Here is a 15,026-nt window from a genome sequence, read left to right as displayed (position 1 = left end):
ATGTACAACAGCAACCTTAAAGCTGCTGGTGGTAATCAACGAGAAGCAATTAGACGTACTGCTGCTCAGTGGTACAGTGGTAATCCCAACTTGGCTAACAGTACCAAGCCCCAAGGTAAATATCCCTCAATAGCCAGCTATTCAGACAGTATTGCTGATAAAGTTCTTGGTAGTTCTGGCTTTGGCTCACCCATATCTGGTAGGTCTGTAGCTGCTTCACTAGGCTCTGATGGCACTAGTAACTTACCACCGTGGAAACCTTCAGCAGGTGAAGGGGATGCAGGCAAAGCTAAAAGAGAAGCTGAAAAACGTAGACGTGATGCTGAACGTGCTGCCAAGAAAGTGGCTGATGAAGCTAGACGTGCTATAGAGCAGGCTGATAGGGACAAAGCTGCTTCATTAGCACAACAACGTTCTGACCGTGACCTCGCCTACGACTTGGAATCTAGACGTGGTGCATTAGGCTTGAGTGGTGATGCATTAACCAGATACAACGAGAACCGTAGTGTTACAGCACGTATTCGTCGCCTAACAGACGATAGAGAAGATTTAGTAACTGCTAGAGGTATAAAACTCAGAGATGGTGTCAAAGGTGGTGTTGACTACTCAGCAGCAATAAACAACCTGGACAAACTGATAGCTGGTGAGAAAAGTCTTAACTCTGAGATTGATAAACGTGCGTCTAGACAAGAAGAAATAAATAGACAAAGTAAAGTCTTCTTCGATAACCAAGAACGCACTCTAAAAATAGAACAGCTACGCTCCACCTTGAAAGAAAGGGAAGCAGCCAGAGTCATGCAAGGTTTAGATTACCAAGGGCGTAGAGAGAGATTGGTTGATTGGACTCGTGAATCCAAGATGGCTGGTGTAAATGCTGCATCAGAAAGCATCATGAGGTCTAGAGGGTGTTATGAACTTTTAGGATCGCTAGAGTAGGAATATGGAAAGAAAAGCATATCCTACTGATGTCAGTGATGACGAGTGGACATTTGTTGCCCCTTATCTTACTTTGATGAGCGAAGAAGCACCGCAACGAGAACATAGTCTCAGGGAAGTGTTTAACGGGTTGCGTTGGCTGGTTCGCTCTGGTGCCTCTTGGCGCATGATGCCGCATGACCTTCCGCCTTGGGCAGCAGTTTATCAGCAAACTCAACGGTGGATTGATGCAGGAGTATTTGAGGCAATTGTAGACGACCTCCGAACACTACTGCGGTTGGCTGCCGGACGCAAGGAGACCCCAACTGCGGTGATTCTCGACAGTCGCACCCTACAGTCAACCCCTGAAAGTGGAGGACGAGCTGGGTATGACGGTGGTAAACGCAAGAAGGGCAGCAAGGTACATGTTGCAGTTGATACTCTGGGACATTTGTTAGGACTGGTAGTGACCCCTGCGAACGAACAAGACCGCTCCCAGGTACAGGAACTTGCTCAACAAGTGCAAGAAATTACTGGTGAGACGGTGGAAATTGCCTTTGTGGATCAAGGGTATACCGGAGAACAAGCCGCTCAGGAGGCTGCCGTAGAAGGTATCCAATTGGAAGTCGTCAAACTACCAGAAGCCAAGAAGGGATTTGTTTTACTTCCTCGCAGGTGGGTAGTGGAGCGAAGTTTTGCGTGGACTGGGCGCTTTCGGCGCTTAACAAGAGATTATGAACGTTTAGCACAGACATTAGTTGGTTTTCATTTTGTTGCCTTTGCCGTCATAATGCTCAGGCGATTTGTAGATTTGGTAAGGCAAAGTGCATAACACGCTCTAGAGACTATGCTGAGCGGTGGACACGACTAGGTGAGGTACTACAAGAAAACTACAACAAAGCACACGCGCTGGAGATTCAGATTCGTGATGGAATTGGTGGAGCTTTCACAGATGCGATTAGCAGCTTCATAACGGGGACTAAATCGCTAGGTGAAGCAGCACTGGATATGCTCGGTAACATCGCTTCTAGACTTGCAGATTTGGCTCTTAACAATATTCTTGGTAGTGCTAGCGGTGGTACAGGTATATTTGGTTCGTTACTTGGTGAATTGTTTGGTGGACGCACTCCTAACTTTGGTATCAGTCCTGCAAAGTTCTCCATACCATCATATGCAGTAGGTACTCCCTACGTTCCACACAATCAGTTAGCTTATCTCCATAAAGGTGAGGCTGTCATTCCTGCCCACCGAAATAATGGAGCTGGTGCAGGACAAGTGGTGATTAACATCAACAATAACGGCGTGGGTGTAATGACAGACCGACAAGCCGAAACCCTACGACAACAAATTAGGAATGAAATGAGGGGTGTAGCCCAAGAAGAGACGCTCAGACAACTCCGTCCTGGTGGGATGTTGAGGTAACAAATCGATAGTGCGTGACAAATGCCAAGATGTCAAATGTCACACCCAAAGTGCAAACAAAAACCCCCTAGAGGAGGCTACTAGAGGGGTTACTGTTGTTTGCTATTTTTCTACTTTAGAAGTTTAAAACTCCCTTGCTATTCTCAACCATCTGGTCGATGTACCAGTTATAAGCTGCTGGCTCCCAATCCTTGAAGTAGTGGTAAAGAATAATCCCCACTTTCGTAATCGTTTCCTCGTCATCAAGAGATGTCAACAGTCTCCAAAAAAGGTCAGAATTCTTATTCAAAGCTAGTTTTATGAGTTGGTCGATAACGTATGCTTGATTAGCAAACTCTTGGGTCACTGCGTCAATGTTAGGTAGATGTGCAACAATATCCCTTTTTGACTCGAAGAGAGCTATAACAGTTTTACGATTTCGTACGTTTGATTTAGGCTTCTTTAGAGCTGACAGTTTGGCAAATTTGAAAGGCATTATATTGTTCCTGTATTTCGTTAACGGGTAAATTGATTTTCTAAACGTAGGAGCTGTATAGCCACCTCAGCAACGCGATTACCCCACTCCATGTCTTTGCGTGAAAGCAAGTAAGTAGCAGCTTCGTGTATTCTGAGTGCCATCTCTGTTCCCCACCTATCATCAGACTCATGTAATAGCCTGATAAATAGCTTAGGGTCACGTTTGGCTATGGATTCTACGTACTTCATCAGCCACAGCTTTTGTTCGAGGTTGAACTTGTAGCTTTTGATGATTGAAGCTTGAAGTTTGGAACTAAGCATTTGGATACACCCCTTCAGTACAGACAGATGGAGATATAGATATAGCGAGTGTTGTCAGTAAGGCTGTAAGTGTTTTCATATTCACTCTGCAAATTTATTCAAAATCCCTAGTCTCAAAAGTCATGGAAATCATGTTATTCTCCAATTATCTAGTTGATGTTTAAGCTGCTTCCGTTGTGTAGGCTGCTCCTGGGCGTAAGAGGCTCAAGAGCAGCTTTTGATTTAGTAATTTTTACATGGTGAGTAGATTATTCAGATGTTGTCGGTAGGCTTGCGGTCTTTTGAATCCGCTGTAGGTGTGTGTTTTGAAATCAAGCATGTTCGACTCTTCTGAAGATTGATATAGATATTGATTACACAACGTAAGGGTTATACCGTTCAACTCTACGAAACCGTCCTCCTCAAAAATTTCTGAGTATATTGGGTATCCCTCCTCATCAACCTGTGTGAAAGTGAGGAAATCAAGCTCAGCGCAAACAGAAGTAGTCGTGTCTTCATTCAATAATTCTTCTAAGTAGCTAGGCAGATTTAAACATAAAACGTTCCAGTGTCCATCCCCCTTGTTGACTTCGATTCTCCATGCCCTCAATCATGGCATTCGCTAAATCATACTCGTTATCAAAAATCCTTCCGGCTATTTCATGGGTTTTGAGTTGATGCCACTGCGCTTCAATCAGATTCATATGTGAACTGTATTGGGGGAGAAAAAAGAGATATAGCCCTTTCGACTGCCACTGCTGCCAGTGCTCACGGGCAAGATGACTGGTATGAGCCGAACCATTATCTTGCACCACGACTGTGAGCCGTCCGGTTTGTAGCAATGTCTGCTCACTCTTTTGGGCAAGGAGCGTTCATCACTTTAACATAGCGTTCCTTGTGGAAACTGCCTTGTACCAGAGCATAGTCAAACGACTGCTCTGGTTGCCATATCCCTAGAATACTAATGCGGTCTCCATAGGATTTGACCTGCTCTTCGGTGTTTCTGCTCTCCAATGCGAGAGTAACTATAACTGACTGGACTTTCCAGACAACATCCCGATTCGTCAAGATACTTCAGGTCAATGTACCCTTCACAGGCAGCTAGTTGGAGTGTGTCTAAGTCGGCTTGCTTGAGTGCTTTGTACTCAGGATCTTGTCTGCCCCGTTGCGAGTGTCGAGTCCGCTTCCAACTAAAGCCCTTTTTTTTAGAATGCGGCGAATCCGGTCAGCACTTAGGTTTACCTGTCGTTCTTGCTCTAGCTTCTGGGCTAGCTGTTGACTATTATAGGTTCTGGCTTCTTGCTCTAGGCATTGTTCTAGGTAGGCCATGTCTGCTTCTTGCCATTTGGCTTTAGCTCCTCGTCCACTAGCATCCCATAATCCACCTAACCCTTGCTGCTGCCAACGGCGGATGGTTTCGCGCACTGTCTGCTCTTGGCACTCAAAAATTTCGGCAATCGCTGGCACTACCCATCCTTGAGCATTGAGTCGAAGCATTTGTGCTCGATCTCGGGTACGTTGAGCAACGGTTTTGGCAACCCGAAGTTCACTCAACGTCCGGTCTTCTGACTCTGTCAAAACGATACGTAAAGGAGCAGGCATGAGTGGTCAAAATCAGCAAGTTTTTGGCTTTTCTCTATCTTACGTTTAATTATGCCCTACTACTTAGTGGTGTTGATTGCCAACGTTCTTCCTCCTTCTCCTCCTCTTCAATCATCCTCAAAACATTTTGATGGGTTACTTCATCTCGGCATAATTCCAAAGCCTCCTCAGTAGTTCTATACTCATCGTATTTCTTAACATCCATACCAATTGTCAGAAGTTTGAACCAAGAAACCATTAAAGACGTTGTATACAATAGTTTCTTTTTGTCTCGCTCCAATAATATCGATTTGTAGTCTTGCGTATAGACATCAATCACAAATGTCTTATCAAGGTCGTGAATAATTTCGTATCGCTTGACATACAAACCTGAAACATCCAACATTCTTTGCCAAGCGTGAAAAGATTTTAATTTCGAGTCGTAGAGTTTTCTCGCCTCATCTTCATCGAAATCAGCATTTATCAAGCCAGCGTTCATCTCATCAAAATTATTCACTAAGTTTCGTCGAGACGGTTCTATATAATTGCCCAAACATCTAACTTTCATACTTCCTTCTCCTCGTCTACTACTGAACTGTACTCGGTTACAAACTTAAAGTCGTGTTTTACTAGCGACATGACTAAACTCTTTATTTACTAACTGTTTGCTTGACTAGGTAATCGCTCACTGCCCACCGCACGACCTCTGCAAAGGAGACTCCTTGAGCATCTGCTATCGCCTCAATCCCTTCCACATCAGGGAGCGAAAACGATATGTTTCTCTGTAATGTTCTGGCTTTTCCACGCATGGCAATTACTCAATCGATGTATGTAAATCCAACATAGACGCGATTTACATATAGTGGTAAAGATTGAAAGTTGATGAAATATGCGCTAGAACGGTGTATCCTCAGCCACCCAATAGTTGACGATGGTGTAGTCCTGGGGTGGGAATTCGAGATAAACCACTTGACCAGCCTGTAATACCGCTTTACGTTCAACTTTAGATGTGGTCAAAACGTCGAAGAACCGTATCCTATTATCGTCGTGGGACACTACCACCAGTATTAGCCGTAACCCTGTCTCTAAATCGGCTGCATCAACAGAACGATAAACAATGTCATCATCCTCTGCTCCTAGAACGTCCTCTAGAACCTCTGCATCATAGGTGTATTCGGTGGCAGGTGCGCCAAATGCATCTATAGTTTGTAATTCTGATAACATATTCGTAGCCATCCTTTGTTAGCGGGTGGTAAGGGCAGGAGTTCCATTGCTTCCCGGCGTGGCTCCTGCTCTTTTGCTTTGTATATTAATATAGTAACGTAACAGGTTAACAAATGACAACTCATTTTGTTAATTAGTTGTGTTAAATTGGATGTAGATTAGAGTTTATGAATATGAAAGAGTTACGAGAAAGAAGAGGGTTACGAACAGTAGACGTAGCGAGCAAGATGGGGATATCAGAATCTACTGTGAGGAATTGGGAGAGGGGGCGCACTATACCAACACTGCGTCTAGACCAGTTTGAAGAGTTACTCGAATTATACGAATGCAGTTTTGAAGAGTTAGCAGCAGCAGTCAAAGGAAGTGCAAAATGATTACCACCGTTGCGGTAGAGTTTTGTACGAGCATTGTCAACAATTTTCACTAGGCATCAAACCTATACCAGATATGGAGTCTAGCGATTCTACTCAGCCACAGCGTGGCGAAGTAAAACTACCTCAAAGCCATATGCAGCAAGGTGTTCAAGCGCTTGAAAATTCATACGAACAAACACCAGAGATTACGCCTGATGTTGACCCAGAGGAAGTTAAACCGATGGGTAGATTATCTAGGTTGGAAAAAGCACTAGCATCCGAAGCTGCATAGATAGCAAAAAGCAGAGGTCGCGTGTCCTGACAAGACTGCCCCTGCTCTTGAGTGTGTGAAATATATACAAGAAGCTAATCTAACATACCAAATCAAAAATCAACATCGGTAAAAATACTCTCCAAAGAGGTGTACGCGGGAGAACGACTTTACCAAGAAACGATGAAGGAGACAAGTATAGCACATAGAACAAGTCCGAACAGTTAGCTTCTCCAGATGTATTGAGGAAAATCTGTGACAGCTATGAAATACAACCCAATGAAATTTTGGAGTGGGTGAAAAATATAGATGCTCCCATAGCATGATTCTCCACCTTGTTTGTCAAGAATTGCTACAGAATATCTACTTTTGCAGCACCCTAGACCATACTTAGCACCATACAAAAAACAAGGCAGTGGATTTTACTCTAATCTTGAAAACCTCGCTCAAATTTACGCACAGCGCCAGCAACAGAGTCAAGGTTTGCATTTTTTGTTAGTCCAACCCGATGATTCGGGCATGACTTATACTGGTTTCTGGCTGTTACGAGATGAGTAGAAAATACTTCTAGCGTACTTAAGTAGGAGACAAGAGGCGCGATAATTTTGTCTCCTGTCCCCTGTCTCCTATCTCCTACCTAAATTTTTCCTCACAACTTCCTCAAACTGTTTCTATATAACCCATAACTGTAGAGCAAGTAGATAGAATCAATGGCTTTCCCAAGGCTTATCGAGCATCTATTGACTCAACCTAAATATGAGAGGAATTGAGTCTATGTTGCAATCAACAGCGAAGCGGCAACAGTTACAGAGTTCTAAAGAACAAGCCTTTGTGCTATGGTTTGAGGAAGTTGGCATTGCAGATATCCCTTTAGTAGGTGGTAAAAACGCCTCTTTAGGTGAAATGATTCAACAACTGACACCCAAAGGCGTAAACGTACCTACAGGTTTCGCCACAACAGCTCATGCTTATCGCTACTTTATCGATCGCGCAGGCTTACAAGAGCAGTTGCGATCGCTATTTTCCGATCTAGATGTGGAAGATGTAAATAATCTACGGCAACGAGGTAAGCAAGCCCGTGCTTTAATTCTCAATACACCGTTTCCGTCAGAATTAGCCAGCGCGATCGCAGATGCTTATTTGCAATTGTGTCAAAGATATGGTGACACGTCAGCGAGTTTGTGCGATCGCCTCGCGCCAGAATATCGCGAATCGTGCCAGCGTTCTAGCGGTGAAACTGATGTTGCAGTTCGTTCTAGCGCTACAGCTGAAGATTTACCCGATGCCAGTTTTGCCGGACAGCAGGAAACATATCTCAACGTCCACGGCGTACAAGCAGTACTAGAAGCTTGTCATAAATGTTTTGCGTCTCTGTTTACCGATCGCGCCATTTCCTATCGCACGATTAAAGGCTTCGACCATTTTAATATTGCCTTATCGGTGGGCGTACAAAAGATGGTACGTTCTGACTTAGCGGCTTCTGGGGTAATGTTTTCCATTGATACGGAGACGGGGTTTAAAAATGCTGCCCTGATTACCGCTGCCTATGGTTTAGGGGAAAACGTCGTCCAAGGTGCAGTTAACCCCGACGAATATTTTGTCTTTAAGCCAACACTGCAACAAGGTTTTCGCCCCATTTTAGAAAAACGCTTGGGCAGTAAAGAAATTAAAATGGTCTACGATGTCGGTGGTAGCAAGCTGACAAAAAACGTCACCGTACCGGAATCAGAACGAGTCAAGTATGCTCTCACGGATGATGAAGTTCTGATTTTAGCTCAATGGACTTGTATCATTGAAGACCATTATTCAGCAGTACGCGGCGTTTATACCCCGATGGATATTGAGTGGGCAAAGGATGGCTTGACGGGAGAATTATTCATCGTCCAAGCCCGTCCCGAAACCGTACAATCGCAAAAATCTACCAATACTATCAAGAGCTATCAACTCAAGGGGAACAGCAAGATATTAGTTAGCGGTCGTGCAGTCGGAGAGGCGATCGGTACGGGTAAAGCGCGGGTGATTTTGGATGTCCACAAACTCGACTCTTTTCAACCAGGGGAAGTTTTGGTGACATATAAGACCGATCCCGACTGGGAACCGATTATGAAAAAAGCCAGCGCGATCGTGACTAATCAAGGTGGGAGGACGTGTCACGCGGCAATTATCGCCCGAGAAATGGGAATTCCCGCTATTGTGGGAACTGGTAATGCGATCGCCCAATTAAAAACAGGTCAAGAAGTGACGATTTCCTGTGCGGAAGGGGAAGAAGGACGGGTGTATGAGGGGATTTTGCCTTATGAGGTGAAAGAGGTGGCGTTAGAAAACTTACCGCGGACGCGCACTCAGATCTTGATGAATGTGGGCAATCCCTCGGAAGCATTTAGTCTAGCAGCCATACCAAATGATGGTGTGGGTTTGGCGCGATTGGAATTTATCATCGCCAATCACATTAAGGTGCATCCCTTGGCTTTGATCCATTTCGATAAGTTAGAAGACGAGGATGCTAAAAATCAAATTGCCCTTCTGACGCACCTATATGAAGATAAACCATCATACTTCGTCGATAAGCTAGCTCAAGGGATAGCGACGATCGCAGCTGCTTTTTATCCCAAACCTGTAGTCGTGCGTCTGTCTGATTTCAAGAGCAACGAGTACGCTAACCTTCTCGGTGGGAAGCAATTTGAGCCAGATGAAGAAAACCCGATGATTGGCTGGCGTGGTGCGTCTCGCTACTACGACGAGAAATATCGTGAAGGTTTCGCCCTAGAGTGTCAAGCCTTGAAATCGGTACGGGATGACATGGGTTTAACCAACGTGATTCCGATGGTTCCCTTCTGTCGCACGCCTGCTGAAGGACGCAAGGTGATGGCAGAAATGGAAAAATATGGTTTAAAACGGGGCGAAAATGGGTTGCAAGTCTACGTCATGTGCGAGATTCCTAACAATGTCATCTTGGCGAAACAATTCAGCGAAGTGTTTGATGGATTCTCAATTGGTTCTAATGACTTGACGCAACTCACTTTGGGACTCGATCGCGATTCTGGTTTAGTCGCGCACCTATTCGACGAACGCGATGCAGGCGTGAAAGAGATGGTACAAATGGCGATCGCTAAAGCTAAAGAAAATCAGCGCAAGATTGGGATCTGCGGTCAAGCACCCAGCGATTACCCAGAATTCGCCCGTTTTTTGGTCGAACAAGGAATTGACTCGATGAGTTTGAACCCAGATTCAGTTTTGAAAACTTTATTGGAAGTTGCTGCTGTTGAGGGTGTAGTTACACATTGACGTTTTTGTCAAGATGCAAATCGCATCTTGACAGAAAATTTGACTGAACTGCGACGAGCGATGAAACAAGAGATGAACGCGAGCCACCAAGAGCAACTGCTCGACTTCTTACAAGAAAAATTGGCAATTCCTCCCAAGGCGATCGCCATGGCGCTACGGCTGAACGAGCAGAATCCCGGTCCATTACCCATGCTGATGTGGCAGTACGGTTTAATTTCTCTGGAGCAGTTAGAGCAGATTTTTGACTGGATGGCAAGCTAAATCAAGCTGCGAGCAACAAAAATATGCATTCTCATCCCCCAGCAAAAGTGCCAGATCGAGCCACCGTTACGACTCATCCGAGTGGCGATAAGCGTTTTAAGCTTTTAGATGTCACGATTAAACGACATCAGGCTCGACAAGACGCACTGATCGAGATCTTGCACAAAGCACAGGAACTCTTCGGTTATCTGGAAGATGACGTGCTGCTGTACGTCAGTCGCAGCTTGAAATTGCCTCCCAGTCGCGTTTATGGTGTGGCAACTTTCTATCACTTGTTTTCCCTTGCCCCTCAAGGAGTTCACACTTGTACGGTTTGTACTGGAACTGCTTGTTATGTTAAAGGTGCAGCACAAATCTTGGCAGCAGTCGAGCAGAGCGTTAAGATTCGTGCTGGTGAGACGACGGCAGATAAACAACTTTCTTTACTGACAGCCCGTTGTCTAGGTGCGTGTGGTATCGCCCCTGCGGTCGTATTTGACGGTACTGTGTGCGGACATCAAACAGCAGAGTCAACTTGCGATCGCCTGAAGGAATGGCTGGAAGGCAGGTAGATTTCGCGCCAGCCGCTCGCATCCTCACAAGTTTCTCATACTTCTTTTCTAACTTCAGAGTGGAGTCGAAATCGGTCGTGGCGAGGAGGCAGCTAAAAGATGGATTTAAACCAATTACAGGAGATTGCCCAGCACGAACGCGCCGCTCAAAAACCGATACAAATTCGTTGTTGCGTAGCTGCGGGGTGTCTATCTGCTGATTCCTTAACCGTGAAACAAAGGCTTGAACAAGCAGTGGTAGAGACGGGTTTAGGGGATAAAGTGCAGGTCTGTGGTGTTGGTTGTATGCGTTTGTGCAGTCAAGGACCGTTAGTACAGGTCGCAGAAAGCACGCTTTATGAAAAAGTTACTCCTAAAGATGCACCCGCGATCGTTGCCACGATAGATACAGATGTAGAGACGTTTCATGAAACGTCTCTACATCTGTATCTATCGTGGCGATTTGACCCAACCCTTTTTTACTCAACAAATGCCAATCGTTTTAGAAAATAGCGGTAAGGTCGATCCAGAACGGATTGAATCTTATATTGCCGTAGAAGGGTATCGAGGACTCTACCACGTTTTGCACGAGATGCAACCGAACGAGGTGGTAGAGGCGATCTCCCAAAGTGGTTTGCGGGGACGTGGTGGTGCTGGTTATCCCACGGGTTTGAAATGGGCTACGGTGGCTAAGGCAAAGGGAGAACGCAAGTATGTTATCTGCAACGCTGATGAGGGCGATCCTGGCGCATTTATGGATCGCAGCGTCTTGGAAAGCGACCCGCATCGGGTGCTGGAAGGAATGGCGATCGCCGCGTATGCGATCGGTGCAAACCAAGGCTACATCTACGTTCGAGCTGAATATCCTACTGCCATTAGCCGCCTCCAAATTGCCATTCGTCAAGCTCAACGTCTGAGTTTATTAGGCAGTCAAATCTTTGATTCACCTTTTGATTTCAAAATTGATATTCGCATTGGTGCGGGTGCTTATGTCTGTGGCGAAGAAACTGCATTAATGGCATCAATCGAAGGCAAGCGTGGTTTACCTAGTCCGCGTCCCCCTTATCCGGCTGAATCTGGTTTGTGGAAAAATCCGACTCTAATTAACAACGTCGAAACTTTTGCTAATATCGCGCCGATTATTCGTAAAGGTGCTGACTGGTTTGCCAGTATCGGTACAGCAAAAAGTAAAGGTACAAAAGTCTTCGCTTTAGCAGGCAAAATTCGCAATACGGGCTTGATTGAAGTCCCGATGGGAACGACTTTACAACAAATCGTCGAGCAGATGGGCGGCGGCGTACCCGGTGGCGGGGTGGCTAAAGCCGTGCAAACTGGTGGACCTTCAGGCGGGTGCATCCCAGCTTCAGCTTTTGATACGCCTGTAGACTACGAATCGCTGGCTCAACTTGGTTCAATGATGGGTTCTGGTGGCATGATTGTCATGGATGAATCGACCAACATGGTAGATGTCGCCCACTTTTTTATGGAATTTTGCATGGATGAGTCTTGCGGTAAGTGCATTCCTTGTCGGGTTGGTACTGTGCAGTTACATCGACTATTAACAAAAATTCGCTCTGGTGCAGCGTCATCAACCGATTTGGAACTGTTGGAAGAACTGTGTGACATGGTGAAAAATACGAGTTTGTGCGGTCTGGGTCAGTCTGCACCTAATCCAGTACTTAGCACCTTGCGCTATTTCCGAGATGAGTATTTGGCTTCAATTGATGGCAGCGCCGATAAACACTGCGAATTAAAGGCAAGGTAGAACAATAGCAATGGCAGTCAAAACTTTAACAATTAACGACCAATTAATCAGCGCCCTTGAGGAGCAAACCATACTAGAAGCAGCAAGGGATGCGGGAATTCATATTCCGACACTTTGCTATTTAGAAGGAGTTTCAGAGGTTGGTGCTTGTCGGCTATGCTTGGTAGAAATTGCTGGCAGTCATAAACTACAACCCGCTTGTGTTGCGAAAGTGGCGGAGGGGATGGAAGTGAAAACTCATACGCCAAGGTTGCAGAATTATCGTCGCACGATTGTCGAAATGTTGTTTGCAGAGGGCAATCACATTTGCTCGGTTTGCGTGGCGAATGGTAACTGCGAATTGCAAGACCTGGCGATTGAAATGGGTATGGAACACGTTCGGTTAGAGTATCATTTTCCCGATCGCAAAGTTGATGTGTCTCACGATCGCTATGGCATCGACCACAATCGTTGCGTTCTCTGCACTCGTTGTATCCGAGTCTGCGATGAAATCGAAGGGGCGCATACTTGGGATATGGCAGGTAGAGGCACAAACTCGCACGTCATTACCGATTTGAGTCAACCTTGGGGAACGTCGCAATCCTGTACTTCGTGCGGTAAGTGTGTGAATGCTTGTCCCACGGGGGCGCTTTTCTACCAGGGTTCGAGTGTAGGGGAAATGAAACGCGATCGCGCCAAATTGGAATTTCTGGTGACAGCACGGGAGAAACAGCAATGGCAGATTTAGCGGGGGGTGTTTCTTGTTAAGGTTCAAGCCAGTTCTCTTGTTGCAAACCTGAAATATTGATAAAGTGGCGAGTATTATCGGTTACAAGAATATCTTGTCGAGAACGGGCGATCGCCGCGATTATTGCGTCTATTTCTCCTGTTGGTCTACCCATGCTTCTTAACTCAGCTTGAATTTTACCAAATTCTTCAGCTGCACTGCGGTCAAACTCAACTATTGGCATCAAGTTTAGAAATTGTTCTAGCATAGTCAAGTTTTGCTGTACCCGTTGAGAACAGTAAACTCCTTTGTAAAGCTCAGCTACTACAATTGTGGGAAGATAGCAAAGACTTGCTTTGGCATTAAATTGTTCAACTGCAAGAATATTCTGTTTGAGTAAAGCTACACAAATATTTGTATCTAACAAATACACAAATTTTTTCCTTACTCATCAAGGGTTTCTATTGCTCTACCCCGCTCGGCATGACGCTGTGTGTCGATCTCAGAAAATATCGTATCGAGATCGGGTTGATTTTTCCATGCTCCAAATATTTGGTTGAGTCTAGTTAGTCTTTCCTGTTCGCTTAAAGGCTGCTCGATCTCAACTTCCATGTGAACTTCCGTGCCATCAGGAATGTTTATCTCTTCTAATAATTCAATGTTTTTACCACGCTTTGTACCTTTAACTTTCATCGGATTTGTTCCACATATTTAAGAAGAGCTATATCCCTACTATACCTATGATGCTTCTATGTGAGGTGGATATAAATCTTCGCGATTCCAAGTACAATCTTTGTAAGTTGAATTCTGTGCTGAGCTTTGCTCGATCCGTTGCTGGATAAAGGCTTTTTCCTCTTCCCATGCCTTCAAATTGGGGTTTTTAGGTTGAGCTGCTAGACTATATCGCTCTACTGCCTGCCTAGCCGCAGATAGAATATCGTCTTCGGTTTCGAGCTGTGCTAAATTTTCAACCTGCATTTGCTCGGTAACTTGCCGATGTGCCACTTTGTACTGAGCGTGCAGCAAAGTACGGGCAATTTCTTGCATAACTGCCTCCATATCGGCAGGAGAGCCAAGTGCTTCTATCTGCCACAAAGCCGCACGCGCTTCTGGTGGTAGCTCGACGAAAAGCTTGAGCGCCATGCCTGCAATCTGGCTGGGTTTGCGCTGTTCTATTCGAGCAATATAAGCAACGCGGTTAGCTGTCTCTGTATCGGTATAGGCGGATATCGTCTTTCCTGCCACTTGCTCTTTACTTTCTACGTCTGTAGTTTCTATAGAAATTATAGATTTTATGACGAGAGTTTTGCAAAGCCAAGGGCGATCGCATACCTCGCTTTACTATTTCCTGTCTTCCAGACAACGTTATGGAAACTGGTGCAATTGCGCCTTTAGCAGCTTTCTAGCACCCAGTTAGAAGAATTAGCTGAAGCTCTATTGGATTTTTACACGATCGAGGATTCTAACTGTATGTATTGGGAAGGCAAAACATTGTTTGCTGACTGAAAGTTGGTTATTTGAGATGTAATCTCCTTTACTTGCTGCACGTTAGTAGGTTGGAGAATTAAATGTATTAAATATTCGCTAATAGCTGTTATATTCTGCCAAGAATTTTCGTCTATTAATTTTAGCTGGCTGAGTTCCACTAATTGCTCGTTCAAAATATCTTATTTTCTCTCTCATTCGCTCATTCGAGCTTCGAGTGCAGAAATTTTATTTCGATATTCTATTTCTACATTCGCTTGGTCAATAGCTGTTGTTAAGAATAGTTGATTATCTTGTAGCCCAAACGCCTGCTGTAGTGCTTGTACTACTACAGATGTTCTGTCTTTGCCTGTTGCTAGAGCAAAGGAATTGATAGCTTGAACTAGATCCTCTGGTAGCATGAATGTAACAGATGTGGGCTTCAAGTTCATATTTACATCCTAGATGATTGTTGTGTTTGAGTTTTGTACGG

The 15,026-nt window shown here is 45.0% G+C and carries 18 protein-coding genes and 5 pseudogenes; 13 read left to right on the top strand and 10 right to left on the bottom strand.

Annotation, left to right across the window (positions count from 1 at the left end; all coding sequences use genetic code 11):
* From N4J56_RS08900 to N4J56_RS08890, 3 genes are all read left to right on the top strand, one after another.
* Positions 1-936: a hypothetical protein gene (locus tag N4J56_RS08900; RefSeq protein ID WP_317106129.1), complete on the top strand. Its 936-nt coding sequence runs from the start codon at positions 1-3 to the stop codon at positions 934-936.
* Between the two features lie 4 nt (positions 937-940).
* Entirely contained in the window at positions 941-1,747 is an 807-nt protein-coding gene (locus N4J56_RS08895) for an IS5 family transposase (RefSeq protein ID WP_317104639.1), read from the top strand.
* Positions 1,748-1,923: 176 nt separating this feature from the next.
* Positions 1,924-2,337 carry a hypothetical protein gene (locus N4J56_RS08890; RefSeq protein ID WP_317106128.1) on the top strand — a complete coding sequence of 138 codons (414 nt, stop codon included), beginning with the start codon at positions 1,924-1,926 and terminating at the stop codon, positions 2,335-2,337.
* Between the two features lie 115 nt (positions 2,338-2,452).
* Here N4J56_RS08890 and N4J56_RS08885 read toward each other — a convergent pair whose 3' ends face one another.
* The 6 genes and pseudogenes from N4J56_RS08885 to N4J56_RS08860 form a co-directional block, all read right to left on the bottom strand.
* On the bottom strand, positions 2,453-2,812 hold the full coding sequence (locus N4J56_RS08885; RefSeq protein WP_317106127.1) for a hypothetical protein: 360 nt from the start codon (positions 2,810-2,812) through the stop codon (positions 2,453-2,455).
* A gap of 20 nt (positions 2,813-2,832) precedes the next feature.
* Positions 2,833-3,114 carry a hypothetical protein gene (locus tag N4J56_RS08880; RefSeq protein ID WP_317106126.1) on the bottom strand — a complete coding sequence of 94 codons (282 nt, stop codon included), beginning with the start codon at positions 3,112-3,114 and terminating at the stop codon, positions 2,833-2,835.
* A gap of 518 nt (positions 3,115-3,632) precedes the next feature.
* Positions 3,633-4,695, bottom strand: a pseudogene (locus N4J56_RS08875) (IS630 family transposase).
* Between the two features lie 49 nt (positions 4,696-4,744).
* Positions 4,745-5,242, bottom strand: coding sequence for a hypothetical protein (locus N4J56_RS08870; RefSeq protein WP_317106125.1), 498 nt, complete (start codon positions 5,240-5,242; stop codon positions 4,745-4,747).
* A gap of 82 nt (positions 5,243-5,324) precedes the next feature.
* Positions 5,325-5,483, bottom strand: a complete 159-nt coding sequence (locus N4J56_RS08865) for a hypothetical protein (RefSeq protein WP_317106124.1) — start codon at positions 5,481-5,483, stop codon at positions 5,325-5,327.
* A gap of 85 nt (positions 5,484-5,568) precedes the next feature.
* Positions 5,569-5,910 carry a hypothetical protein gene (locus tag N4J56_RS08860; protein WP_317106123.1) on the bottom strand — a complete coding sequence of 114 codons (342 nt, stop codon included), beginning with the start codon at positions 5,908-5,910 and terminating at the stop codon, positions 5,569-5,571.
* A gap of 161 nt (positions 5,911-6,071) precedes the next feature.
* Here N4J56_RS08860 and N4J56_RS08855 point away from each other — a divergent pair, with 161 nt between their 5' ends.
* The 9 genes and pseudogenes from N4J56_RS08855 (at position 6,072) to hoxU (ending at position 13,090) form a co-directional block, all read left to right on the top strand.
* A complete protein-coding gene (locus N4J56_RS08855) occupies positions 6,072-6,272 on the top strand; it encodes a helix-turn-helix transcriptional regulator (protein WP_317106122.1) in 201 nt (66 codons plus the stop codon).
* Positions 6,262-6,543 carry a hypothetical protein gene (locus tag N4J56_RS08850; RefSeq protein WP_317106121.1) on the top strand — a complete coding sequence of 94 codons (282 nt, stop codon included), beginning with the start codon at positions 6,262-6,264 and terminating at the stop codon, positions 6,541-6,543. Before N4J56_RS08855 ends, N4J56_RS08850 begins: the two co-directional genes overlap by 11 nt.
* A gap of 218 nt (positions 6,544-6,761) precedes the next feature.
* Positions 6,762-6,848, top strand: a pseudogene (locus tag N4J56_RS40850) (hypothetical protein); the annotation flags it as partial.
* Positions 6,849-6,966: 118 nt separating this feature from the next.
* Positions 6,967-7,080, top strand: a pseudogene (locus tag N4J56_RS40845) (Tab2 family RNA-binding protein); the annotation flags it as partial.
* 216 nt (positions 7,081-7,296) lie between these two features.
* On the top strand, positions 7,297-9,807 hold the full coding sequence (gene ppsA / locus N4J56_RS08840) for a phosphoenolpyruvate synthase (protein WP_317106119.1): 2,511 nt from the start codon (positions 7,297-7,299) through the stop codon (positions 9,805-9,807).
* Between the two features lie 60 nt (positions 9,808-9,867).
* A complete protein-coding gene (locus N4J56_RS08835) occupies positions 9,868-10,068 on the top strand; it encodes a DUF2949 domain-containing protein (RefSeq protein WP_410500457.1) in 201 nt (66 codons plus the stop codon).
* Positions 10,069-10,091: 23 nt separating this feature from the next.
* Positions 10,092-10,619, top strand: coding sequence for a bidirectional hydrogenase complex protein HoxE (hoxE, locus tag N4J56_RS08830; RefSeq protein WP_317106117.1), 528 nt, complete (start codon positions 10,092-10,094; stop codon positions 10,617-10,619).
* A 99-nt stretch (positions 10,620-10,718) separates the two neighbouring features.
* Positions 10,719-12,363: pseudogene (gene nuoF / locus N4J56_RS08820) on the top strand (NADH-quinone oxidoreductase subunit NuoF).
* Positions 12,364-12,373: 10 nt separating this feature from the next.
* On the top strand, positions 12,374-13,090 hold the full coding sequence (gene hoxU / locus N4J56_RS08815; protein WP_317106114.1) for a bidirectional hydrogenase complex protein HoxU: 717 nt from the start codon (positions 12,374-12,376) through the stop codon (positions 13,088-13,090).
* Positions 13,091-13,106: 16 nt separating this feature from the next.
* Here the strand turns inward: hoxU and N4J56_RS08810 are convergent, their stop codons facing one another.
* From N4J56_RS08810 to N4J56_RS08800, 3 genes are read right to left on the bottom strand one after another with little or no spacing between them, the layout of a single operon-like run.
* Entirely contained in the window at positions 13,107-13,502 is a 396-nt protein-coding gene (locus N4J56_RS08810; RefSeq protein ID WP_317106113.1) for a type II toxin-antitoxin system VapC family toxin, read from the bottom strand.
* Positions 13,503-13,513: 11 nt separating this feature from the next.
* Entirely contained in the window at positions 13,514-13,762 is a 249-nt protein-coding gene (locus N4J56_RS08805) for a hypothetical protein (RefSeq protein WP_015153231.1), read from the bottom strand.
* 45 nt (positions 13,763-13,807) lie between these two features.
* The gene (locus N4J56_RS08800) at positions 13,808-14,314 is read right to left on the bottom strand and encodes a hypothetical protein (protein WP_317106112.1); all 507 of its coding nucleotides are present in this window, start codon (positions 14,312-14,314) and stop codon (positions 13,808-13,810) included.
* 156 nt (positions 14,315-14,470) lie between these two features.
* On the opposite strand from N4J56_RS08800, the pseudogene N4J56_RS40840 reads away from it, so the two are divergent.
* Positions 14,471-14,575: pseudogene (locus N4J56_RS40840) on the top strand (hypothetical protein); the annotation flags it as partial.
* A 173-nt stretch (positions 14,576-14,748) separates the two neighbouring features.
* Here N4J56_RS40840 and N4J56_RS08795 read toward each other — a convergent pair.
* Positions 14,749-14,985, bottom strand: a complete 237-nt coding sequence (locus N4J56_RS08795) for a hypothetical protein (protein WP_317106111.1) — start codon at positions 14,983-14,985, stop codon at positions 14,749-14,751.
* Positions 14,986-15,026: the final 41 nt, after the last annotated feature.

It is taken from the genome of Chroococcidiopsis sp. SAG 2025 (assembly GCF_032860985.1).
Taxonomy (GTDB): Bacteria; Cyanobacteriota; Cyanobacteriia; order Cyanobacteriales; family Chroococcidiopsidaceae; genus Chroococcidiopsis.
Note: the sequence above shows the minus strand (reverse complement) of the source record. Positions and strands in the feature narration are given on the sequence as shown.